The following is a 23,674-nucleotide window of genomic DNA, read 5'->3' on the forward strand; positions in this document are numbered from 1 at the left end:
GTCTGGATTGCTTCGCTTCGCTCGCAATGACGAGAGAAAAATGAGCAACCCAGCATGCAGTTCGCTCTGGACGAGGATCAGGTCGCGGTTCGCGATATGGCGTTGGCGTTTGCGGCGGAAAAGATCGCGCCGCACGCGCTGCGCTGGGACGAGGAGAAGCATTTCCCCGTCGAGGTGATGCGCGAGGCGGCCACCCTCGGCATGGGCGGCATCTATATCCGCGAGGATGTCGGCGGTTCCGCCATGACGCGGTTCGACGCGGCGCTGATCTTCGAGGCGCTGGCGACGGGCTGCCCGACCACCTCGGCCTTCATCTCTATCCACAACATGGCAAGCTGGATGATCGATGCCTACGGCAACGACACCCAGCGCCACACATGGCTGCCGAAGCTCTGCACCATGGAGCTGATCGCGAGCTACTGCCTGACCGAGCCGGGCGCCGGCTCGGATGCGGCCGCGTTGCGCACCCGCGCGGTGCGCGACGGCGATCACTATGTGCTCAACGGCCAGAAGCAGTTCATCTCCGGCGCCGGCGGCACCGATCTCCTGGTCGTGATGGTCAGGACCGGTGGCGATGGCCCCGGCGGCATCTCGACCCTCGTTATCGACGGCAAGACGCCGGGCGTCTCGTTCGGCGCCAATGAGCGCAAAATGGGCTGGAACGCGCAGCCGACCCGCGCCGTGATTTTCGAGAACGCCCGCGTTCCTGTTGCCAACCGGCTCGGCGAGGAGGGCGTCGGCTTCAGGATCGCGATGGCCGGCCTCGATGGCGGCCGCCTCAATATCACGGCTTGCTCGCTCGGCGGCGCGCAGACCGCGCTCGACAAGGCGCGCAGCTACATGAAAGAGCGCAAGGCGTTCGGCAAACGCCTTGACGAATTCCAGGCGCTGCAGTTCAAGCTCGCTGACATGGCGATCGAACTGGAAGCGGCTCGCACCTTCCTGTGGCGTGCTGCTGCCGCGCTCGACCGCAAAGACCCCGACGCGACCATGCTGTGCGCGATGGCAAAACGCTTCGGCACCGATGTCGGCTTCGAGGTCGCCAACCACGCGCTCCAGCTTCACGGCGGCTACGGGTACTTGAGCGAATACGGTATCGAGAAGATCGTGCGCGATCTGCGCGTGCACCAGATCCTCGAAGGCACTAACGAAATCATGCGGCTCATCGTGGCGCGCAAACTGATCGAGGGCGCGCGATGAGTTCGGTGGAAGAGGGCGACCTGATCGTTCGCCGCGAGGGCGCGGCGGGCGTGATCCGGCTCAACCGCCCCAAGGCGATCAACGCCATGACGCTGGAGATGTCTGAAGGTATCGATGCGGCGCTCGACAAGTTCGAGGTCGATCCGGAGGTCGCCGTGATCATCCTGGAAGGCGCCGGCGAACGTGGCCTGTGCGCCGGCGGCGACATCCGTGGCCTCTGGGAGAGCTCGCGCGAAGGCGGCGACCTCGGCGCGCGGTTCTGGCGCCAGGAATACGTCATGAATGCGCGGATCGCGAAATATCCGAAGCCGTATGTCGCCTTCATGGACGGCCTCGTGATGGGCGGCGGCGTCGGCCTGTCCGGTCATGCCAGCCATCGAATCGTCACCGATCGTACCAAATTGGCGATGCCCGAGGTCGGGCTCGGCTTCTTCCCGGATGTCGGCGGCACCTGGCTGCTGTCGCGCTCGCCGGGTGAGATCGGCACTTATTTCGGCCTGACCGGCCAGACCATGAACGGACCCGACGCGATCCATGCAAAATTTGCGGATGCCGTGGTGCCTGCGGCGAAATGGCCTGAGCTGCGCGCGGCGCTGACGAAGGTTCGTGAGGGCGTGACTGCGGCTGATGTCACCAAGCTCATCAACGGAGTTGCAACCGGCGAAACCTCAGGGCCGGTGGCCGCAAAAGAACCGATCATCGACGCGTTATTCGGTTTCGACCGTATGGAAGACATCTTCGCGGCGCTCAAGCGCGACGGCTCCGAGTTCGCGCTGGCGACGCTCAAGACGCTCAACGAAAAATCGCCGCGCGGCATGGTGGTGACCCTAAAACTCTTGCGGCTGGCGCGCAGCGCGTCGAGCCTGGAACAGTGCCTGGTGCGCGAATATCGCGCCGCGCTGGAGGTCTTCCGCAGCGACGATTTCCGCGAAGGCGTGCGCGCGGCCGTGATCGACAAGGACCGCAATCCGAGCTGGTCGCCGCCGCGGATCGAGGATGTGACGCCGCAAATGCTCGCGCGGTATTTCGCGGAGATCGGCGCCGACGAGCTGAAGTTCAACTGACAACGTTACAAGCGGAGGAAACGAAGATGGCCACGATCGCATTCATCGGTCTCGGCAACATGGGCGGCCCGATGGCCGCCAATCTGGTCAAGGCCGGCCACAAGGTGGTGGCCTTCGATCTCGCCGAGGCCTCGCGCAATCAGGCCAAGGCCGACGGCGCCAGCATCGGCGAAAGCGCTGCGAGTTCGGTGAAGGGCGCTGACGTCGTCGTCACCATGCTGCCGGCCGGCAAGCATGTGCTCGGCGTCTGGAACGAGGTGGTGCCCGCCATGGCCAAGGGCGCGCTGATCATCGACAGCTCCACCATCGACGTCGAAAGCGCGCGTCAGGCGCATGCGCTCGCGGCTAGGCATGGCGTGCTCTCGGTCGATGCGCCGGTCTCCGGCGGCACCGGCGGTGCCAAGGGCGCCACGCTCACCTTCATGTGTGGCGGCGAGGAGGGCGCGTTCGCGGCGGCAAAGCCGGTGCTGGAGAAGATGGGCAAGAAGATCGTGCATTGCGGCGGCAGCGGCGCCGGCCAGGCGGCAAAGATCTGCAACAACATGATCCTCGGCATTTCCATGATCGCGGTCAGCGAGGCCTTTGTGTTGGCTGAGAAGCTCGGGCTCTCGCATCAGGCGCTGTTCGACGTCGCCTCGACCTCGTCGGGTCAGTGCTGGTCGCTCACGACCTATTGCCCGGTGCCGGGTCCGGTGCCGACCTCGCCCGCCAACAACGACTACAAGCCGGGCTTTGCCTCGGCGCTGATGGTCAAGGACCTGACCCTGGCGCAGGACGCTGCGAAGGCTGCGGGCGCCGCAACGCCGCTCGGCCAGCACGCGCAGGAGATTTACCAGGCCTTCGACAAGGCGGGGCAGGGCGGGGTGGATTTTTCCGGAATTATCAAGCACGTTAGGGGGCTGACCGGGAAAGCTTAATGACGACATTTCAGGAAGCGCGCGCGTTTCTGCTGCACAACCGCACGGATTACGAGACAGCAGTCAGGGATTTCCGCTGGCCCGATCCGGTTGCTTTCAACTGGGCGCTCGACTGGTTCGACGAGCTGGCGAAAGATGCGGAAGCCAAGGACAGACCCGCGCTCTGGATCGTCGATGCCGCGCAGGACAAGCAGACCAAACTGTCTTTCGCGGCGCTCTCGAAGCGCTCCAATCAGGTCGCCAACTTTCTCCGCGCGCAGGGCCTGAAGCGTGGCGATCATCTTCTGCTTCTCCTCGGCAATGTAGTCCCGCTCTGGGAGACGATGCTCGCCGCGATGAAGCTCGGCGTCGTCGTCATTCCCGCGACCACGTTGCTTACCGCGGATGAGCTGCGCGACCGGCTCGATCGCGGCAAGGCCAAGGCGGTGGTGGCGGCCGAAGACCAGGTCGCGAAATTCACAAGCCTCGACGCCGAGAACATCGTGCGCATCGTGGTCGGCGCGGCCTCCGACGGCTGGCTCGCCTATGATGAGGCAACGAAAGCGCCGGAAAGTTTTGCCGCTGACGGTCCGACCAAGGCCAACGACCCGATGCTGCTCTATTTCACCTCGGGCACGACTGCAAAACCAAAGCTGGTGCGGCACAGTCAGCGCAGCTATCCCGTCGGGCATCTCTCGACCATGTACTGGATCGGGCTGAAGCCCGGCGATATCCATCTCAACATCTCCTCGCCCGGCTGGGCCAAGCATGCCTGGAGTTGCTTCTTCGCGCCGTGGAATGCGGGTGCGACCGTGTTCGTGGTCAACCAGCCGCGCTTCGATGCCAAAGGTCTGCTCGCCACCATTGGTCGTTGCGGCGTTACCACGCTGTGCGCGCCGCCGACGGTGTGGCGGCTGTTCATCCAGGAGAACCTGGCGTCGTTCAAGGTGAGCTTGCGCGAAGTCTGCGGCGCCGGGGAGCCGCTCAATCCGGAAGTGATCGACCAGGTCCAGGCAGCCTGGGGCCTCACCATCCGCGACGGCTACGGCCAGACCGAGACCGCGGCGCTCGCCGGCAACTCGCCGGGGCAGAAGATCAAGGTCGGCTCGATGGGCCGGCCGCTGCCGGGCTTTCGCGTGCAGGTCAGCGATGCCGACGGCCATCCGGCGAGAGAAGGCGAGGTGGCGCTGCTGCTCGGCACTGACCGTCCGGCTGGCCTGATGCAGGGCTATCAGGGCGACGACGGTAAGCTCTCGGGTGCCGAAGGCGAGCTCTATCGCAGCGGCGACGTCGTATTCGAAGACGAGGATGGCTATCTCACCTTCGTCGGCCGCTCCGACGACGTGTTCAAATCTTCGGACTATCGCATCAGCCCGTTCGAGCTGGAGAGCGTGCTGCTCGAGCACGAGCTGGTTGCCGAAGCCGCTGTGGTGCCCAGCCCCGATCCGATCCGGCTCGCGATCCCCAAGGCCTTCGTGCTGCTGACATCGGGCGCCGAGCGAACGCCGGAGACGGCACTCTCCATCTTCAGGCACCTGCACACGAGGCTTGCGCCATTCAAGCGCATCCGCCGCCTCGAAATCGTCAGCGAGCTGCCGAAGACAATCTCTGGCAAAATCCGCCGCGTGCAGCTACGACGGCTCGAACGCGACGATGATCGCAACGATCCGCTGCGCGGCCGGGAATTCCGCGAGGAGGATTTTCCGGAGTTGCCGAAAACAAGAAGTGAAACGTAAGTGAACAGTCTACGCTCGTCATTCCGGGCGCGCGAAGCGCGGGCCCGGAATCCATTTCGCAACAGGCTCTGTCGCGTGATGGATTGCGGGCTCGATGCTCCGGGCCGCGCTTACGCGGTCCCGTCGCATCGCCCCGGAATGACAGCAGTTGGAGTTGCTAATGAACGAAATCTGGAAGAAGCCGCCGATCACGCTGGAGGCCTATCAGGCCATGGTCGGCACGGAGATCGGCGTGTCCTCGTGGCACCTGGTCGATCAGCCCCGCATCGACACCTATGCCGATGTGATCGAGGATCACCAGTTCATCCACGTCGATCCCGAGCGTGCCAAGAAGGAAACCGCCTTCGGCACCACCATCGCGCACGGTTTCCTGACGATGTCGCTGCTGTCGATCATGTCCTACGAGGTGATGCCGGTGATCGCCGGCACTACGATGGGTGTCAATTACGGCTTCGACAAGCTGCGCTTCATCTCGCCGGTGCGTTCGGGCAAGCGCATCCGCGGCCGTTTCGTATTGGCGGAAGCCAAGCTGCGCAAGCCCAATGAACTGCAGTCGCGCACCAACGTCACGGTGGAGATCGAAGGCGAGGATAAGCCCGCGTTGGTCGCCGACTGGCTCGGATTGATCTATTTCGCGTAAGTCGGCCGGGGCTTGACCCGGAAACCCATCGCTGCTCAAAAGTCTGTTAAATCGCGCTCGGTGCACCCTCTCCCCTTGTGGGAGAGGGTGACAAAATCGAGCGGAGCGAGATGACGCCGGGTGAGGGGTATCTCTCCACACGCTCATCTGCCGAGACAACCCCTCATCCGGCGCTTCGCGCCACCTTCTCCCAAAAGGGGAGAAGGGAAGAAAGCACAGGGAAGCACACTCATGGCAATCAGGTTCGACGGACGCGTCGCCATCGTCACCGGCGCGGGCAATGGTCTCGGCAAGGCGCATGCGCTGGGCCTGGCGAGCCGCGGCGCGAAAGTCGTCGTCAATGATTTCGGCGGCGCGCGTGACGGCAGCGGCGGCTCCCTCTCGCCGGCCGAGACCGTCGTCGAGGAGATCCGCAAGGCCGGCGGCACCGCGATGGCCGACGGCGCCGACGTCTCGAATTTCGAGCAGGTCACCGCCATGGTCGAGCGCGCCACCAAGGAGTGGGGCAGCGTCGACATCATGTGCGCCAATGCCGGCATCCTGCGCGACAAGTCGTTCGGCAAGATGGAAGCGACCGATTTCCAGAAGGTGCTCGACGTGCATCTCGTCGGCACCTTCTATTGCTGCAAAGCGGTCTGGGCCGGCATGCGCGACCGCAATTACGGCCGCATCGTGCTGACGACCTCGTCCTCCGGCCTCTATGGCAATTTCGGCCAGGCCAATTACGGCGCGGCCAAGTCCGGCATGGTCGGCTTGATGAACGTGCTGGCGGAAGAGGGCCGCAAGACCAACATCCGCGTCAACATCATCTCGCCGACCGCGGCCACCCGCATGACGGAAGAGCTGCTGCCGCCGCAGGCGCTGCAGCTCATGAAGCCGAACGCGATCACGCCCGCCGTCGAGTATATGCTGAGCGAGGACGCGCCGACCCGTACCATCATGGGCGCCGGTGCCGGCTCCTTCGCCGTGATCAAGATTGTTGAGAGCGAGGGCATCAATCTGCCGGAGTCCGACTGGACCCCCGACGCGATCGCTGCGCATTTCGCCGAGATCAGCGACATGTCGAAGGCAAAAGCGCTGACGGGTGCGTTCGAGCAGACCCAGAAGTACGTGGCGCAGGCCGCGGCACGAGCGGGGATCAAGCTCTGACTGACGTTGCCGTCATCGGTGCCGGTCCCGCCGGGCTGATGGCCGCGGAGGTGCTGGCGCAAGGTGGCGCCCACATCACCGTCTACGACGCCATGCCGTCGGCGGGCCGCAAATTCCTGATGGCCGGCCGTGGCGGGCTCAATCTCACCCACAGCGAGCCGCTGGCGAATTTCCTTGCCCGCTACCGCGAAGCGATGCCGCATCTGCGCGCGGCAATCGAGGCGTTTCCGCCCGATGCGCTGCGCGACTGGAGCGCGGCACTCGGGCAGCTGACCTTCGTCGGCAGCAGCGGGCGGGTGTTTCCAAAAACGTTCAAGGCCTCGCCCTTGCTGCGCGCCTGGCTGCGGCGGCTGGATGCAGCCGGCGTGCAATTCGCGTTTCGGCATCGCTGGACGGGCTGGGACGCGGCGGGCCGGCTCCAATTTCAAACGGCCGATGGCGCGCTTGCCATCGCCCCGAGCGCAACCGTGCTCGCGCTCGGCGGCGCGAGCTGGCCGCGGCTGGGCTCGGATGGCGCTTGGGTCGATTGTCTCGCCGCCAGGGGCGTTGCCGTCTCGAAGCTCAGGCCGGCCAATTCCGGTTTCACGGTCGCATGGTCCGACGTGTTTCGGGATCGGTTCGAAGGCCAGCCGCTCAAGGGCGTGGCGCTGACGGTCGGCGCGCACACGGTTCGCGGCGAAGCCATGATCACCCGCAGCGGTATCGAGGGCGGCGCGATCTACGCGCTGTCGGCAGAGCTGCGCGAGGCGGTGCTGGGGATCGGGCGGGCGACACTGATGATCGCCTTGCGGCCCGATCTTGACGCCGCCGCGCTGACCACGCGGCTGTCGGGCACGCGCGGCAAGCAATCGCTCGCGAACTTTTTGCGCAAGGCGGCACAATTGTCGCCGGTCGGCATCGGGTTGATGCAAGAAGCGGCCATTGCGTCTGGCCGGTCGCTGGCAGCGTTTGCGCCGGCAGAGCTCGCGCATCTGGTCAACGCGATCCCGGTTCAGCTCACCGGCGTTGCCGCGATCGATCGCGCCATCTCGTCCGCGGGTGGGATTGCCTTCGATCAGCTCGACGAGCATTTCATGCTCAGCAAACTGCCCGGCGTGTTCGCCGCCGGCGAGATGCTGGATTGGGAGGCGCCGACCGGCGGCTATCTGCTGCAGGCGTCGTTTGCGACCGGTGCGGCGGCGGGCAGGGGCGTGTTGCGATGGCTTGCGTCCTCCTGATCATGACGTTCCGGTCCTTGTCACGAGATCCGTGAGGAAACCGAGCACACCAAAGCTCGCCGCCACCACGCAGACCGCGGTCCAGCCGCCAAAACTCCAGGCCAGCGAGGCCGCCGCTGAGCCGATACCGCCGCCGATGAAGAACAGCGCAACGAACAGGCCGTTGATGCGGCCACGCGCCTCGGGCCGCAGCAGATTGACGGCGCGGCGGCCGAGCGTCTGGTCGGCGGTGATGCCAATGTCGAGCAGGATCGTCCCGAGGCTCAGCACCAGCAGAGCCGCCACGCGCGACTCCATCGTACCGGCCCAGGCGCAGAGCGCGAGCGAGCCGATGATGCCCAGATGTGCGGCGAAGAACAGCGGACGTGCCCAGCCCTTGTCGCCCCAGCGGCCTGCAAGCGGCGTCGCCGCGGCGCCCGCGACGCCGATCAGTGCGAAAGCAGCTATGCCCTTGGCGTCGAGCGCAAACGGTGCTTCCGGCAGGCGCAGCGCGACCGCGGACCAGAATGCGGTGAACGACGCCATGACCAGGGAGGCAGTCCAGGTCCGCACGCGCAGCACCGGCTCTTCCCGCAGCAATTTTGGGAACGAGCGGAGCAATTCGCCGTAGCCGACGCGGGCCACCGGTTGCAGCGTCGGCAGATAGCGGCCGAGCGCGCCGGCGAGGAACGTCATCAGGATGGCTGAGGCGAGATAATAGGCGCGCCAGCTCCAGAGATCGGCGATCAGGCTCGCCGCGGGCCGGGACAACAGGATGCCGATCATCAATCCGCTCATCACCTCCCCGATGGCCTGGCCGCGGCGCTCGGGCGCCACCATCGAGGCCACGAGCGGGACCATCATCTGGATCGCGGCGCAGGACGCTCCGAGGACGAAGGTGGCGGTCAGGAGCAGCGAGGGCGTTGGCGCGAGTGCGGTTGCGAGTGCTGCGAGGATCGCGCAGCCGAGCGTGCGCAGGATCAGCCGCCGGTTCTCGATCAGATCGACCAGCGGCACCAGCAACAGCAATCCGAGCGCATAGCCGAGCAGTGTCAGCGTGCTGACGAGGCCTGCCTGCGAGGTGGTCATGGACAGGGATCGGCCGATCAGTCCTACGAGAATCTGCGGCGCGAACAAATTGGTGACGACCACGCCGGTGGTGATGGCGCCGAGCCAGATCAGCGGTCGCTCGGCAAGTTGGTTTCGGGATGCGAGCTTGGTGGTTTCGGAGATGGTCATGGGACCTCGCGCGCTGGATGCGGGTTCCTCTTTAAGGCGGGCTGGCAATATGCTACAATTCAATTAAGCCTATAAAGAATATGCGAGTTCGTTATGAACACCCATGACCTCGTCGCGTTCGTTGCTGTGGTCGAGACCGGATCGATCGTTGCGGCCTCGATGCGCCTCAATCTCACCCAGCCTGGCGTGACCCGGCGCATCCAGAATCTAGAGGAGATGCTGGGCGCGCAGTTGTTGGACCGCCTGTCGAAGCCGCTGAAGCCCACGGCCGCAGGTCATGAGGCCTATGAGCAGGGCCGGCGCCTGCTGAGGATGCTGGATGATCTCAAGGCCGGCGTCGCTGATGATGGCGTAGTACGCGGCGAGTTCAGGCTCGGCCTCACGCCGTTTCTCTCCGAGGCCGGACTCAGCGCGCCGCTCGATGCGGTGCGTGCCGAATTTCCGGCCCTGAGCGTGCGCGTCGTCTCGGGCTGGTCGCCCAACCAGGTCGAGAGGGTCAGCCGCAATGAACTCGATGCCGCTGCGATCTGCCTGCCCGACGGGGCAGTTCCGCCCGCCGATCTCGTCGCCGACGATCTCGGCTCGCAGCCGGTGGTGTTCGTCGTCGCGCGCGAGATGAAGATCCCGCGCACTGTCGACCTCGAGCGTCTGTCGCAGCTCTCATGGGTGATCAACCAGGACGGCTGCGGATTTCGCGACACGCTCAAGCGCCGCTTCGACGCCGAGCATTTGCCGTTCACCGTCGCCGTGGAGGCGCTGGACAGCGAGCTTCGGCTGTCGCTGGTGTCACGCGGTCTGGGCGTCGGACTGGTCACACCGATTGCGCTGAAGCGCAGCGCGTTTCGAGACAAGCTCAAGCCGGTCGCTGCGCGCGACTTCAATCCCGCCGTGCGCGCATGGCTGGTGCATCGCCCGCCGGCCGGTCGTCTGACCGGCCCAATCAAGCTGTTCCGCGACGGCCTGGATCGGGAGCTACAAGCTCTAATTCACGCCTAGCGCAGCTTCCCACGCGCCGCCACCGGCAGCGTGCCGATGATCTCCTCGCCGCGGACCATCACGACCTCGTCCATCATGTTGACCACGACGCAGACGTGGTTCGGCACGATGCGGACGACGTCGCCGACGTTCGGCCGTGTGTTGCTGCGGGAGAGGTCGAGGAAGCCGTGCTCCTCGGCGAAGCGCGCGATCTTGGCTTCCGGGTGTTCCAGGATCAGGCCGTGGCCGTCGAGCCCGCCGGTATCGGTCGTCAGCGTCTTCGAGCCGGCGTCGAGGATGCCGCGCTCGGGTGCGGCGCGGCTCACCACCGTCGAATAGACGTGCAGGGCGCAATCGTCCCAGGTGGCGGAGCCGGCGGCGACCTGCATGCGGTCGTTGTAGATGTAGGTGCCGAAGCGGTGCTCGGTGCCGCCCTTGAGCTTGCCGATGTTCTTGAGGTTCGGCGTGCCGCCGGTCGAGACGATCTTGGCATCGAGCCCGTGCGCGCGCACGCCGGCCAGCGCCTCGTCGAAGAATTTCTGCGCATCGCCCCAGCCGGTCTCGGTCGGGTAGAGCATGAAGCCGGCAAACTCCAGCCCCCTGGACGCCGCGATCTCGCGCGCCAGCGCAATCGCCTCCGCCGGCGTCTCGACGCCCGCGCGCTTGCGGCCCGTGTCGCATTCGACGACGACCGAGAGCGGACGGCCCGAGGCTGCTGCAGCCTTGGGGAGGCCGGCAACGACGGTCGAATTGTCGGCGGCGACCGTCATGTTGGTTTTGGCATTCAGCGCGCCGAGGCGCGCCATCTTTTCCTCGCCCAGCAGATTGTAGCTGATCAGGATGTCGTCGATGCCGGCATTGGCCATGATCTCGGCCTCGCCGATCTTCTGGCAGGTGATGCCTTTGGCGCCGGCCGCGACCTGCATCTTCGCAATGGTCGGATTCTTGTGCGTCTTGATGTGGGGACGGTTGGCGATGCCGGCGTCGTCGCAGGCCTTCTGGATCCGCGCGATGTTGCGCTCGACCTTGTCCATGTCGATGACGGCGCAGGGCGTACCGTATTCACGGGCGAGTTTTGCGGCAAGAGCAGTTGTCATGGGTTATGCCTGTTCGATTTCTTCGCGGAGCATTTCAAGTTCAAGCCAGCGCTCTTCGGAGGCGGACAATTCGTCGTGCGCCTTGGCGATCGCGGCGGAGGTGTCGTCGAATTTTTTGCGATCCTTGACATAGAGGTTGGGATCGTCGAGCAGGCGTTGCAGCTTGGCGATATCGGCCTGCAATTTTTCCATCTTCTTCGGCAGCGTTTCCAGCGCATGCTTCTCATTGAAGCTCAACCGCCGTTTTGACGCGGCGGCGGGAGCCGCGGCCCGCTCTTCCTTCTTCTCCGCGGGCGCTTGCGGCTTCGCAGTCTCGCGCTTGAGGTCGGCGCCGCGTTGCGTGAGCATGTCGCTATAGCCGCCGGCATATTCGGTCCACTTGCCGTTGCCCTCGGGCGCGATCACCGAGGTTACGACGCGGTCGAGGAAATCGCGGTCATGGCTGATCAGGATCACGGTGCCATCGTAGTCGCCGAGCATGTCTTCGAGCACGTCGAGCGTTTCGAGATCGAGATCGTTGGTCGGCTCGTCCAGCACCAGCAGGTTCGACGGCTTCGCCAGCGCGCGCGCCAGCATCAGCCGGCCGCGCTCGCCGCCCGAGAGCACCTCCACCGGCGTGCCGCGCTGTTCCTGGGCGAACAGGAAATCCTTCATGTAGCCGACCACATGCTTCGGCTTGCCGCCGACCATGATCTGGTCGCCACGGCCGCCGGTCAGCGCCTCGGCCAGTGTCGACTTGGGATCGAGGCTTTCGCGGTGCTGGTCGAGCGTGGCCGTTTCCAGATTGGCGCCAAGCCGCACGGTGCCGGAATCAGGCTGTGCGCCGCCGGTGAGGAGATTGACCAGCGTGGTCTTGCCGGCGCCGTTGGGACCGATGATGCCGAGCCGGTCGCCGCGCTGGATGCGGGTGGAGAAATTGTCCACGATGATACGGTTGCCAAAAGCCTTGGTGATGCCCTTGGCCTCGATCACCAGCTTGCCGGATTGCTCCGCCTCCGACGCGGCGAGACTCGCGGTGCCGGCGGTGCCGCGATAGTTGCGGCGCTGGTCGCGCAGCGCATGCAGATTACCGAGCCGCTTGACGTTGCGCTTGCGCCGCCCGGAGACGCCGTGGCGCAGCCAGTGCTCCTCGTCGACGATCTTGCGGTCGAGCTTGTGCTGGTCGCGCTCTTCTTCCGCCAGCACCTCGTCGCGCCAGCTCTCGAACGAGGCAAAGCCGCGATCGATCTGCTTGATCCTGCCGCGGTCGAGCCATGCCGTCGCGCGCGAGAGATTGCTGAGGAAGCGGCGGTCGTGGCTGATGATCACCAGTGCGCTGCGGCGGCTGTCGAGCTCCTTTTCCAGCCATTCGATGGTGGCGAGATCGAGATGGTTGGTCGGCTCGTCCAGCAGCAGGATGTCGGGCGAGGGCGCCAGCACCCGCGCGAGCGCCGCGCGGCGGGCCTCGCCACCGGAGACGTTGGCCGGGCTCTCGTTCCCGGTCAATCCGAGTTGTTCGACCAGGTAGCGCGCCTGGTATGGATCATCACCGGGCGCGAGGCCCGCCTCGACATAAGCGAGCGTGGTCTTGTGGTCGCCGAAATCAGGCTCCTGCTGCAAATAGCGAACCGTCGCGCCGGGCTGCACGAAGCGTGTGCCGCCGTCGGGCTCAACCAGGCCGGCGGCGATCTTCAGCAACGTAGACTTGCCGGAGCCGTTGCGGCCGATCAGGCAGACACGCTCGGATGGCGCGACATTGAGCTCGACGCCGCTCAAAAGCGGCGTGCCGCCGAAGGTCAGCTTGATGTCCTTGAGTTGGATCAGCGGCGGCGCCATGACTAGCCTTGACTCGAATTCTGGCTCATTGCGGCCTGGTCGGCGCGCCGGCGCTGGATCCGGCGCAGCGTCTGGTCGAGCGCCGAGAGGAATGTTGAGCGGTCGCGCGGCGCGAACGAGCGCGGGCCGCCGGTCACTTCGCCGGCTGAGCGCAGATCCGTCATGAGATTGCGCACCGCCAGCGTCATCCCGATCGATTCCTCCGTGAACGGTTTGCCGTTCGGCGCGATCACGTCGGCGCCCGCCTTCACGCAGCGGCTCGCCAGCGGAATGTCGGAGGTGATGACGACGTCGCCGGGCTTGGCCCTCTCGGCGATCCAGTCGTCGGCCGCGTCCATGCCCGCGCCGGCGGCGATACGCTCGATGAGGGGATCGTTCGGCACACGGATAAAGTTGCCGGCGACTACGCTCACGGGCACGCCGTGGCGGAGCGCGACGCGGTAGATTTCGTCCTTCACCGGGCAGGCGTCGGCGTCGACATAGATGCGGGTGGGGGTGTCAGTCATTCGCCGCGTGGTACCCCATTCGCGCCGCAAAGGCGAGGGGATTGACCCCGGTTCCGTGAGGCCTACGATCGGCTCTGAAAGAACAAAAACATAGGGAAAAGCCCGCCATGCCGAACCGGCTCGAAACCTACCGCGTCGAGGCCTACAACACCGCCAAGCAATCCGAAAACAAGATGCATGACGATACGGTGGCGCGCCGCTTCGGCTTTTCCGGTGGCCTGGTTCCGGGCGTCGATGTCTTCGCCTACATGATGCATGTGCCGGTGGCGCGCTGGGGCCGCGATTTCCTCGCGCGCGGGCTGGTCGAGGCGCGCTTCATCAAGCCGGTCTATGACGGCGAGACCGCCGATGTCGATGCGACCGAGCACAACGGCCTGCTCACGATCGAGGTCTTCAGCCGCACCGAGCTTTGCGCCACCGGAACGGCGTCGCTGCCTGCGGCGGCGCCGACTGTGTCGTTGGGGGACTATGTCGAAGTGCCCGCGGTGGTCGAGCGCCAGCCGGTCAGTCCAGGAATCTTCGAGGTCGGCAAATGGCTCGGCACGACGCCGCGCCGCTGGGCCGGGCAGGCAGCGACGGATTATCTCGCCGATGTCAGGGAGACGGATCCGATTTTTGCGCGCGAGGGGCTCGGCCATCCCGGACTGATCCAGCGCGTGATGAACCGCGTGCTGGTGGACAATACGACCCTCGGTCCGTGGATCCATGTCGGCAGCCACATGCAGATCTTGTCGGCTGCACGCGCCGGCGATGAGATCGTTGCGCGGGCGAAGGTGACCGCGAATTACGAGAAGAAGGGCCACCGCTTCGTCGAGCTCGACGCGCTGGTCGTCGCCAATGGCACGACGCCGTTGGCGCACTGTCTGCACATCGCGATCTACCAGCCGCGGGAGCAGGCGGCGGCGTAGGGAAGGGACACAGCGCGTCCACATATTCTCTGTCATTCCCCGCGAAGGCGGGGAATCCAGTACGCCGCGGCCCATCCGTGAATCACGACTGCCTCGGCGTGCTGGATCGCCCGATCAAGTCGGGCGATGACAGCATTGTTGTTGAGGCAGAAGTGCCCGTTACGCCTTGCCCTTCGCGTCCTGGATCGCGCGCCAGACACGCTCCGGCGTCAGCGGCATGTCGATGTGCTTGATGCCGTAGTCGGAGAGCGCATCGAGCACCGCGTTCACCACGGTCGACAGGCTGCCGGCGCAACCGGCTTCGCCGCAGCCCTTGGTGCCGAGCGGATTGCTCGTGGCCGGCACCGGGTGATCGCCCACCTCCATGTACGGCACATCCTCGGCACGGGGCAGCGCATAGTCCATCAGCGAGCCCGTGATCGGCTGGCCGCTCTCGTCATAGCGGACGTGCTCCATCAGCGCCTGGCCGATGCCCTGGACGACGCCGCCGTGGAGCTGGCCCGCGACCAGCATCGGATTGATCACCGTGCCGAAATCGTTCACCGCGCTGTAACGCACGATCTGCACCACCCCGGTGTCAGGATCGACCTCGACCTCGGCGACATGGCAGCCGTTCGGGAAGGCCGAGGGCACTGGCTCGCTGGTGTGATCGACGTCGAGTGAGTCAGGCACGCCGTCCGGCACCTTGGCGTCATGCAGCTTCTTGGCGAGCTCCATGATGTCGATGCTGCGGTCGGTTCCGGCGATGGTGAAAGCACCATCGGCGAACTCGATGTCGGCCTCCGACGCTTCCAGCATGTGCGCGGCGGCGCGCTTGCCCTTTTCGATCACGAGGCGCGAGGACTCCACGATGGCTTGTCCGGTCGCGGTGATCGAGCGCGAGCCGCCGGTGCCGCTGCCGGCGTGCACGATGTCGCTGTCGCCCTGCACGAGCTTCACGCTCTCGAAGGGAACGCCGAGCTGCGCGCTCAGCACCTGCGCAAACGGCGTGGCGTGGCCCTGGCCGTAGTCGAGTGTGCCGGTGATGAGCTGCACGCTGCCATCGGGATCGAACACGATCTTGCCGAGCTCGGGGCTCGGCGGCGCCGTCACCTCGAGATAGGAGCCGACGGCGATGCCGCGCAGCTTGCCGGATTTCTTGCTCTCCTTCTTGCGCCTGGCGAAATTCTCGTGGTCGGAGATTTCGAGCGCCTTGGTGAAGACCGCCTGGAAGTCGCCGCTGTCATAGGTGACGCCGGAGGAGGCCGGAAACGGCATCTGGCTCTGCTTGATGAAGTTGCGCTTGCGCAGCGTCAGCCGGTTGATGCCCATCTCGTCGGCGGCGCGGTCGATCAGCCGCTCCATGTAATAGTTGGCCTCGGGCCGGCCGGCGCCGCGATAGGCGCCCATCAGCGTGGTGTTGGTCAATACCGTCTTGATGTCGATGCTCATCAGCGGCGTGCGGTAGACGCTGGAAAAATTCTTGCCGGTATTGAGCGAGAGCGGGCTCGGTGAAACCCCGGTGATGTAGGCGCCGAGATTGCCGTAGCCCGAGAGCTTCGCCGCGAGGAAGTGCCCCTCGGCGTCGAGCGCGAGCTCGGCATGGATCTTTTGCGCGCGGCCATGGCTGTCGGACAGGAAGCTGGTGGAGCGCTCGTCGAGCCACTTCACCGGGCGTCCCAGCGCCTTCGCCGCGTACAGGATGCACATGTATTCGGGATAGTTGACGTTCTTCATGCCGAAGGAGCCGCCGACGTTGGCGGTGAGGATGCGCACCTTCTCGTTCGGCACCTTCAGGTTCTTGGCGAGGTTGGCGCGGTTGCCGGCGACGCCCTGCGTCGGCATCTGGATGGTGTAGCGCTCGGTCTTCCTGTCGTAGGAGGCAAGGCCGACGCGCGGTTCCATCGAGACCACGGCGACGCGGGTGTTCTCGATGTCGACCTTGGTGACATGGGCGGCGCTTGCGAAAGCGGCGTTCACCTTTTCCGTGTCGCCATAATGATAGTCGAGCGCGACGTTGTTCGGGATGTGGTCGTAGAGTTGCGGCGCGCCGGGCTTGGTGGCCTCCTCGGGATCGGTCACGGCCGGCAGCGGCTCGATATCGAGCTCGACCGCCTCGGCCGCGTCGCGCGCCTGGGCCAGCGTATCGGCCACCACGAAGGCGACGGGATCTCCGACGAAGCGGACCTTGTCGGTCGCCAGCGGCTGGCGGTTGGTCTGGAGCAGGGGCGAGCCGTCACGGCTCTTCAGCGGCAGGCCGCAGGTGAAGGGGCCATAGCCGGCCGCGTCGAGGTCCTTGCCGGTCCACACGCCCAGCACGCCCGGCATCGCTCTGGCGGCGTCGGTGCCAATACCGCGGAGAATGCCGTGGGCGTGGGTCGAGCGGACGACCACGCAATGGGCCTGGCCGGGCAGGTTGAAATCGTCGGTGTAGCGGCCCTTGCCGCGCACCAGCGTGTCGTCCTCCTTGCGGCGGACAGGCTGCCCGACACCGTATTTTTGCAGTGCAATAGCGTTTTCGAGCGTAGACGATTTGGTGTGTTCTTGCATGGAATTGACCTGAAAAGCCGGCAATTGCGCGTTTTGGGGGGCGCTTGAGGGACCGGACCCCCAAAAATAACCCACGACCCCGGTCACGACAACGCACGAATGGACATGGTCCCATGTGATGCGTTGTTGCGCAGGCCTGCCGCGCTGCTAATGTTTCAGGCGAAAAAGCAATTCCAGATCGGCCCATTGGCCGCGGAAAGACAGTTTGTATGAATGACCACACGCGGCTCCGCGACGGCCATGTGCCGCACGGTGAGCTCGAGGGGTCGATGGCGGCGGTGGCCTTGGCCACCGGACCGGCCGTCGCCGCACAAGCGCCGGGAACCGGCGTCTACGCGGCGCTGGACCTCGGCACCAACAATTGCAGGCTCCTGATTGCCTGTCCGACCCACGACGGCTTTCGCGTGGTCGATTCCTTCTCGCGCATCATCCGGCTCGGCGAGGGCGTCTCGGCGACCGGCTCGATCAGCGAGGCCGCGATCGATCGCGCCATCGCCGCGCTCAGCATCTGCCGGGACAAGATCAACCTGCGCAAAGCCAAGCGGCTGCGGCTGATCGCGACCGAAGCCTGCCGCGCGGCCTCGAATGCCGAGGGCTTTCGCAGCCGCGTCGCAGCCGAGACCGGCATCGACCTCGAGGTGATCGACCGCGAGACGGAAGCCTCACTCGCCATGCTCGGCTGCTCGCCGCTGGTTGATCCGAGGGGGCGCGGCGCCATCCTGTTCGATATCGGCGGCGGTTCGACCGAGCTGGTGCGGATCGAGCGCGACCCGCAAAATCCGGAGCCGCGCATCAAGGCCTGGATGTCGATCCCGCTGGGCGTGGTGACGCTGGCCGAGCAGTTCGGCGGCCGCGACGTTACGCCGGAGATCTACGCCGCGATGGAGCAGGAGGTCGCCAACCATGTCGCGCCGTTCGCGCAAGCGCATGGCCGCGATCTCGCCGACATGCATCTGCTCGGCACGTCGGGCACCGTGACCACGCTCGCCGGTATCCATCTCAATCTCGCGCGCTACGACCGCCGCCGCATCGACAGCATCTGGATGAAGGACACCGATATCACCGCGACCATCAACAAGCTGCTCGGCATGAGCTATGAGGAGCGCGCGAACAACAGCTGCATCAGTATCGAGCGCGCCGATCTGGTGCTGGCCGGCTGCGCCATCCTCGATGCGATCCGCCGCGCTTTCCCGCTGCCGCGCCTGCGCGTCGCCGACCGCGGCCTGCGCGAGGGCATGCTGGTCGAGATGATGCGCGAGGACGGCGCGCTCGGGAGCTGGTGAGATGGCGAAAGACACCACCGGCCGCTTGCACGTCCAGGTCAAGACCGGCGGCAAGCGCAAATTGTCATCAAAACTCTGGCTGGAGCGGCAGCTCAACGATCCCTATGTCGTCAAGGCCAAGGCTTTGGGCTATCGCTCGCGCGCCGCGTTCAAGCTGCTCGAGATCGACGACAAATATCGCCTGCTGAAATCAGGCATGGCCGTGGTCGATCTCGGCGCGGCCCCCGGCGGCTGGAGCCAGATCGCCGCCAAGCGCGTCGGCTCGATCGACGGCAAGGGCAAGGTCGTCGCGATCGATCTGCTGGACATGCCCGAGATTGCCGGCGTCGACTTCGCGCAGCTCGACTTCATGGACGACGACGCGCCGGCGAAGCTCAACGCCATGCTCGGCGGCGGCGCCGACGTCGTGATGTCCGACATGGCCGCCAACACCACCGGTCACCGCAAGACCGACCAACTCCGCATCGTCGGCCTGATCGAGACCGCGGCGGCGTTTGCCTGCGACGTGCTCAAGCCCGGCGGCTCGTTTCTGGCAAAAACGTTCCAGAGCGGCGCCGACGCCGATCTGCTCGCCCAGCTCAAGCGCGATTTTGCCACAGTGCGTCACGTCAAGCCGGCCGCGAGCCGGCAGGATTCCTCGGAGCGCTACGTGCTCGCGACAGGATTTCGCGGTGGGGCGAAGGCGTAACCACAAATTCCGTCATTGCGAGGAGCGAAGCGACGAAGCAATCCAGAAGCCTTCCGCGGAAAGATTCTGGATTGCTTCGCTTCGCTCGCAATGACGAGATTAGCAACTACCCCAGCCGCTGATCCCGCATGTCCTGCGTGTCTTCCGTCGCCACCTTGACGGCGGCGGTTGCCGCGCTCTTGGCTGCGCCCTTGCGGCTTGCGATCTCCACCGCCTTGCGGCCGGAGATCTCGTGGCCGGCGTCGGCGGGCATCTGCCAGAAGAACCAGCTCGACGCCGCCGAGGTCAGCGCCACCACGACGAAGGCCGGCGAGAACATGGTGGCGTTGAGCTCGCTGACATGGCTGAGCCACATCGTGGTCTCGACCGAGGCGGCACCGACCGCGACGCCGGCGGAGATCGCGAGCTGCTGGTTGACGCTGACCAGCGTCGTGGCGCGGCTCATCTGCGCACTCTCGACGTCGGCATAGGCCACCGTGTTGATGGCGGTGAACTCGAGCGAGCGGAAGAAGCCGCCGACCACCAGGATCACCAGGATGATCAGCAGCGGCGTCGTCACCGTGAACAGCGCGCAGACGGCGAGGAAAAATGCGCTGATGATGGCGTTCACCGTCATCAGGTTGCGGAAGCCGAAGGTGCGGATGATCCGCGCGGCCAGCGTCTTCATGCCCATCGCGCCGAGCGAGGAGCCGAAGGTGACGAGGCCGGAATGGAATGGCGACAGGCCGAAGCCGATCTGCATCAACAGCGGCAGCAGGAAGGGCAAGGCGCCGATGCCGAGCCGGAACAGGAAACCGCCGAGCACGGCCGCGCGCAGTGTCGGCAGGTTCAGAAGCGAAAAGTCCAGCACCGGCGATCCCGTCCGCCGGGCATGGATGACGTAGAGCGTCATCGAGATCGCGCCGCCCGCGATCAGGGCCGCAACGATGCTCCAGGGCAGCAGGTTGAGCCCGGCCACGGAGAGACCGAATGCGATGCCGGCAAGCCCGATGCCTGCCAGCACCATGCCGTAGAGATCGAACGGCTCGCGGTTCTCGCTCTTGATGGGATCGATGAACTTCAGCGCCATGAAGATGCCGAGCAGCCCGATCGGAATGTTGATCAGGAAGATCCAGTGCCACGACGCGTAGGTGGTGATGAAGCCGCCGAGCGGCGGGCCGATCACGGGACCGATCAGGGCAGGGACGGTCACCCAGGCCATCGCATTGACCAGCGCGCTCTTGTCGACGGAGCGCAGCAGCACGAGGCGCCCGACCGGCGTCATCATCGCGCCGCCCATGCCCTGGAGGATGCGCGCGATCACGAAGTCGGTGACCGAGGTCGAGAGCGCGCAGCCGACCGAGCCGACCATGAACACGCCGACGGCGATCGCGAACACCATGCGCGCACCGAATCGATCGGCGGTCCAGCCGCTCGCCGGGATGAACACCGCGAGCGACAGGAGGTAGGACGTGATCGCGAGCTTCAGAGTCAGCGGGCTGGAGCCGATGTCGGCCGCGATCGCCGGCAGCGAGGTGGCGATCACCGTGGAGTCCATGTTCTCCATGAAGAGAGCGGTGGCCACGATCAGCGGAATGATGCGTTGCTTGTCGACCATGACGGATTGGTAATGGAAATCAGAAGGAAGGGCGGACTTGCGGCTTATCACCACGACTCGGCCGGGACCATTGCGCATCAACGCATAGCACCTAAATCCTGCGCTCCGTTCCTTCGCCGTTCCAGGGCGCCCCATGGTGCGAGCCCGGAATGACGGTGGGGCCACCGCCCGGCTGCCCCCGCCGAATTTACCTAAAAAGCCCGTGCATGGCTGGCCAGCGGTCCGATTTGCTTTGATTCGTCGCGCGGCCGTGCTATCGACCCGCGTCAACCCCACCGATGGGCTCCGATTCTCCGGCGATGCCGCAAGGTACGCCGAGGGCGGCGCTCATCCATACTTATTTGCGGCACGGCCGCAGGAAGGAGTTGGCAGATGGCCACGGTGCAACTTCAGGGCATCCGCGAAGCCTTTACGTTCGACGACGTGCTGTTGAAGCCGGGTCTGTCTGACGTCATGCCGGGCGAGGTCGACATCCGCTCCCGCGTCACCCGCGCCATTCCGCTCAACATTCCGATCATGGCCTCCGCAATGGACACCGTGACCGAGGCCCGCATGGCGATCGCCATGGCGCAGGCCGGCGGCCTCGGCGTCATCCACCGCAATTTCGATCCCGAAGGCCAGGCCGCCCAGGTGCGGCAGGTCAAGCGCTACGAGTCGGGTATGGTGGTGAACCCGCTCACCATCAGCCCCGAGGCCTCGCTCGACGATGCGCTCAAGCTGATGAGCGATCACGGCATCTCCGGCATTCCCGTTGTTACCGGTGCCGGCAAATCGACGCCGGGCAAGCTGGTCGGCATCCTCACCAACCGCGACGTGCGTTTTGCCACCGACCGCCGGCAAAAAGTCTCCGAGCTGATGACGCACGAGAACCTCGTCACGGTGCGCGAGAATGTCAGCCAGGATGAAGCCAAGCGGATGCTCCATCACCATCGCATCGAGAAGCTGCTTGTCGTCGACGATCAGTATCGCTGCGTCGGCCTGATCACGGTCAAGGACATCGAGAAGGCCGTCGCCCATCCGCTCGCCTGCAAGGATGCGCAGGGCCGCCTCCGCGTCGCCGCCGCCACCACCGTCGGCGACACCGGCTTCGAGCGCACCGAACGGCTGATCGATGCCGGCGTCGACCTCGTCGTGGTCGACACCGCGCACGGCCATTCCCGCCACGTGCTGCACGCCGTCAACCGCATCAAGCGTCTGTCCAACTCCGTGCAGGTCGTCGCCGGCAATATCGCAACCGCCGAAGGTGCACAGGCGCTGATCGATGCCGGCGCGGACTGCATCAAGGTCGGCATCGGCCCGGGCTCGATCTGCACCACGCGCATCGTCGCCGGTGTCGGCGTGCCCCAGCTCACCGCGATCATGGATGCGGTCGAGGCAGCGAAGAAGTCGGACATCCCCGTCATCGCCGATGGCGGCATCAAGTTCTCCGGCGATCTCGCCAAGGCGCTCGCTGCCGGTGCTGATATCGCGATGGTCGGCTCGCTGCTCGCGGGCACCGACGAGACGCCGGGCGAAGTGTTCTTGTGGCAGGGCCGCTCCTACAAGGCCTATCGCGGCATGGGCTCGGTCGGCGCGATGGCGCGCGGGTCGGCCGACCGCTATTTCCAGCAGGACATCAAGGATGCGCTCAAGCTCGTCCCTGAAGGGATCGAGGGCCAGGTGCCCTACAAGGGCCCGGTCGGCAACGTCATGCACCAGCTCGCCGGTGGCTTGCGTGCTGCAATGGGCTATGTCGGCGCAAAGGACATGAAGGAGCTGCACGAGAAGGCCAATTTCGTGCGCATCACCGGCGCGGGCCTGCGCGAAAGCCACGTCCACGACGTGACCATCACGCGCGAGGCGCCGAATTATCCGGGCGGGGGTTAGCTGCCCTGCTTTCTCCTTCGTCATTGCGAGGAGCTCTTGCGACGAAGCAATCCAGTCCTTTTGTGTTGACGCGGCTGGATTGCTTCGCTTCGCTCGCAATGACAGAAAAGTGGAGGAAGCCATCATGTCCCAAAGCTCATCCCAGCAAGGCAAGCGCATCGTTCTCGCCGCACGTCCCGTCGGCGAACCCAAATCATCCGATTTTCGCCTTGAGGAATTTGCCGTCCCGACGCTTGGCGCAGGCGAGGTCCTGCTACGCACGATCTGGCTGTCGCTCGATCCCTATATGCGCGGGCGGATGAGCGAGGGGCCGTCCTATGCCGCGCCGGTGCCGGTCGGTGGTGTGATGGAAGGCGAGGCGGTGAGCGAGGTCGCGGCCTCCAACAATCCTGATTTCGCGGCAGGCGACATCGTGAGGATCCGTTCGGGCTGGCAGACGCACGCGATCTCGAACGGCAAGGGCCTCATCAAGGTCGATCCCAGGCTCGGTCCGATCTCGACCTCGATCGGTGTGCTCGGCATGCCCGGCATGACCGCGTATACGGGCCTGCTCGACATCGGCAAGCCGCAAGAAGGCGAGACCGTCGTCGTCGCCGGCGCTTCCGGCGCGGTCGGCTCGGCCGTGGGGCAGATCGCGAAGATCAAGGGAGCACGCGCGGTCGGCATCGCTGGCGGCAAGGACAAGTGCGACTACGTGGTGAAGGAACTCGGCTTCGATGCCTGCGTCGATCACCGCGATCCTGATCTCGCCGCGAAGCTGAAGGACGCCTGCCCGAAGGGGATCGACGTCTATTTCGAGAATGTCGGCGGCGCGGTGTTCGAGGCGGTCTTCCCGCAGCTCAATCAATTCGCGCGCGTGCCGGTGTGCGGCCTGATCGCGCATTACAACGACACCGAGGCCAAGCCGCCGAAATGGGCGGCGTCGATGATGCGCGCGACGCTGACCAAGCGGCTCACCTTCCGCGGCTTCATCGTCTCCGACTTCGCCTCGCGCCATGGCGACTTCCTGCGCGACATGTCGGGTTGGGTCCGTGACGGCAAGGTGAAGTACAAGGAGTTCGTCACCGAGGGCCTGGAGAGCGCGCCCGCCGCCTTCATCGGGCTCTTGAAGGGCGCCAATTTCGGCAAGCAGCTGGTCCGGGTCGGGCCGAATAAGGCCTGATTTGGCACAACCAGCCCCCTTCAGGGGGCTGGTTGGTTAAAAAAGAGTCACCGATTGGCCACACCAGCCCGCAAAAGCCGCCTGTGTGACCGGCGGTTCATTGACGGAAAGGCGAAGGCATTGAATCA

At 65.4% G+C, this 23,674-nt stretch carries 19 protein-coding genes; 13 read left to right on the top strand and 6 right to left on the bottom strand.

What is annotated here, in order from left to right; translation table 11 throughout:
* Nucleotides 1-54 precede the first annotated feature (54 nt).
* From ABID58_RS19760 to ABID58_RS19790, 7 genes are all read left to right on the top strand, one after another.
* Complete coding sequence (locus ABID58_RS19760; RefSeq protein ID WP_354034021.1) at nt 55-1,200, top strand: isobutyryl-CoA dehydrogenase; 1,146 nt, start codon at nt 55-57, stop codon at nt 1,198-1,200.
* A complete protein-coding gene (locus ABID58_RS19765; protein WP_354034022.1) occupies nt 1,197-2,264 on the top strand; it encodes an enoyl-CoA hydratase/isomerase family protein in 1,068 nt (355 codons plus the stop codon). The genes ABID58_RS19760 and ABID58_RS19765 overlap by 4 nt, the downstream gene beginning before the upstream one ends.
* The gene (gene mmsB / locus ABID58_RS19770) at nt 2,261-3,181 is read left to right on the top strand and encodes a 3-hydroxyisobutyrate dehydrogenase (RefSeq protein WP_354034093.1); all 921 of its coding nucleotides are present in this window, start codon (nt 2,261-2,263) and stop codon (nt 3,179-3,181) included. The genes ABID58_RS19765 and mmsB overlap by 4 nt, the downstream gene beginning before the upstream one ends.
* Nucleotides 3,181-4,896 (top strand): AMP-binding protein, encoded by a 1,716-nt coding sequence (locus ABID58_RS19775; RefSeq protein WP_354034023.1) that lies wholly within the window; start codon nt 3,181-3,183, stop codon nt 4,894-4,896. The genes mmsB and ABID58_RS19775 overlap by 1 nt, the downstream gene beginning before the upstream one ends.
* A 160-nt stretch (nt 4,897-5,056) precedes the next feature.
* Nucleotides 5,057-5,536 carry a MaoC family dehydratase gene (locus tag ABID58_RS19780; RefSeq protein ID WP_354034025.1) on the top strand — a complete coding sequence of 160 codons (480 nt, stop codon included), beginning with the start codon at nt 5,057-5,059 and terminating at the stop codon, nt 5,534-5,536.
* Between the two features lie 231 nt (nt 5,537-5,767).
* A complete protein-coding gene (locus tag ABID58_RS19785) occupies nt 5,768-6,685 on the top strand; it encodes an SDR family NAD(P)-dependent oxidoreductase (protein WP_354034027.1) in 918 nt (305 codons plus the stop codon).
* A complete protein-coding gene (locus tag ABID58_RS19790; protein WP_354034095.1) occupies nt 6,682-7,902 on the top strand; it encodes a BaiN/RdsA family NAD(P)/FAD-dependent oxidoreductase in 1,221 nt (406 codons plus the stop codon). Before ABID58_RS19785 ends, ABID58_RS19790 begins: the two co-directional genes overlap by 4 nt.
* Here ABID58_RS19790 and ABID58_RS19795 read toward each other — a convergent pair whose 3' ends face one another.
* Nucleotides 7,903-9,120, bottom strand: coding sequence for an MFS transporter (locus ABID58_RS19795; RefSeq protein WP_354034029.1), 1,218 nt, complete (start codon nt 9,118-9,120; stop codon nt 7,903-7,905).
* 93 nt (nt 9,121-9,213) lie between these two features.
* Between ABID58_RS19795 and ABID58_RS19800 the strand changes: the two genes are divergently transcribed.
* A complete protein-coding gene (locus tag ABID58_RS19800) occupies nt 9,214-10,116 on the top strand; it encodes a LysR family transcriptional regulator (RefSeq protein WP_354034030.1) in 903 nt (300 codons plus the stop codon).
* Here the strand turns inward: ABID58_RS19800 and ABID58_RS19805 are convergent.
* Genes ABID58_RS19805 through ABID58_RS19815 form a run of 3 tightly spaced genes read right to left on the bottom strand, consistent with a single transcriptional unit; the run spans nt 10,113 to nt 13,513 of the window.
* Nucleotides 10,113-11,192 carry a D-TA family PLP-dependent enzyme gene (locus ABID58_RS19805; protein WP_354034031.1) on the bottom strand — a complete coding sequence of 360 codons (1,080 nt, stop codon included), beginning with the start codon at nt 11,190-11,192 and terminating at the stop codon, nt 10,113-10,115. The genes ABID58_RS19800 and ABID58_RS19805 overlap by 4 nt on opposite strands.
* Before the next feature lie 3 nt (nt 11,193-11,195).
* Entirely contained in the window at nt 11,196-13,007 is a 1,812-nt protein-coding gene (locus tag ABID58_RS19810) for an ABC-F family ATP-binding cassette domain-containing protein (RefSeq protein WP_354034032.1), read from the bottom strand.
* A gap of 2 nt (nt 13,008-13,009) precedes the next feature.
* Entirely contained in the window at nt 13,010-13,513 is a 504-nt protein-coding gene (locus tag ABID58_RS19815) for a YaiI/YqxD family protein (protein ID WP_148749460.1), read from the bottom strand.
* A gap of 107 nt (nt 13,514-13,620) precedes the next feature.
* Here ABID58_RS19815 and ABID58_RS19820 point away from each other — a divergent pair, with 107 nt between their 5' ends.
* Complete coding sequence (locus ABID58_RS19820) at nt 13,621-14,421, top strand: hypothetical protein (protein ID WP_354034034.1); 801 nt, start codon at nt 13,621-13,623, stop codon at nt 14,419-14,421.
* 159 nt (nt 14,422-14,580) lie between these two features.
* On the opposite strand, the gene ABID58_RS19825 is transcribed toward ABID58_RS19820, so the two are convergent.
* On the bottom strand, nt 14,581-16,950 hold the full coding sequence (locus tag ABID58_RS19825; protein ID WP_354034036.1) for a xanthine dehydrogenase family protein molybdopterin-binding subunit: 2,370 nt from the start codon (nt 16,948-16,950) through the stop codon (nt 14,581-14,583).
* A gap of 209 nt (nt 16,951-17,159) precedes the next feature.
* Here ABID58_RS19825 and ABID58_RS19830 point away from each other — a divergent pair, with 209 nt between their 5' ends.
* Together ABID58_RS19830 and ABID58_RS19835 are read left to right on the top strand one after the other, a co-directional pair.
* A complete protein-coding gene (locus tag ABID58_RS19830; protein WP_354034038.1) occupies nt 17,160-18,233 on the top strand; it encodes a Ppx/GppA phosphatase family protein in 1,074 nt (357 codons plus the stop codon).
* A 1-nt stretch (nt 18,234) separates the two neighbouring features.
* The gene (locus ABID58_RS19835; protein WP_354034039.1) at nt 18,235-18,921 is read left to right on the top strand and encodes an RlmE family RNA methyltransferase; all 687 of its coding nucleotides are present in this window, start codon (nt 18,235-18,237) and stop codon (nt 18,919-18,921) included.
* Nucleotides 18,922-19,027: 106 nt separating this feature from the next.
* Here the strand turns inward: ABID58_RS19835 and ABID58_RS19840 are convergent, their stop codons facing one another.
* A complete protein-coding gene (locus ABID58_RS19840; RefSeq protein WP_354034041.1) occupies nt 19,028-20,518 on the bottom strand; it encodes an MFS transporter in 1,491 nt (496 codons plus the stop codon).
* A gap of 372 nt (nt 20,519-20,890) precedes the next feature.
* Here ABID58_RS19840 and guaB point away from each other — a divergent pair, with 372 nt between their 5' ends.
* A complete protein-coding gene (gene guaB, locus ABID58_RS19845; RefSeq protein ID WP_354034042.1) occupies nt 20,891-22,384 on the top strand; it encodes an IMP dehydrogenase in 1,494 nt (497 codons plus the stop codon).
* A 124-nt stretch (nt 22,385-22,508) separates the two neighbouring features.
* Nucleotides 22,509-23,546: an NADPH-dependent curcumin/dihydrocurcumin reductase gene (curA, locus tag ABID58_RS19850; protein WP_354034044.1), complete on the top strand. Its 1,038-nt coding sequence runs from the start codon at nt 22,509-22,511 to the stop codon at nt 23,544-23,546.
* The last annotated feature ends 128 nt before the right edge of the window (nt 23,547-23,674 follow it).

This window comes from Bradyrhizobium sp. S3.2.6, assembly GCF_040546885.1.
Lineage (GTDB): Bacteria > Pseudomonadota > Alphaproteobacteria > Rhizobiales > Xanthobacteraceae > Bradyrhizobium > Bradyrhizobium cytisi.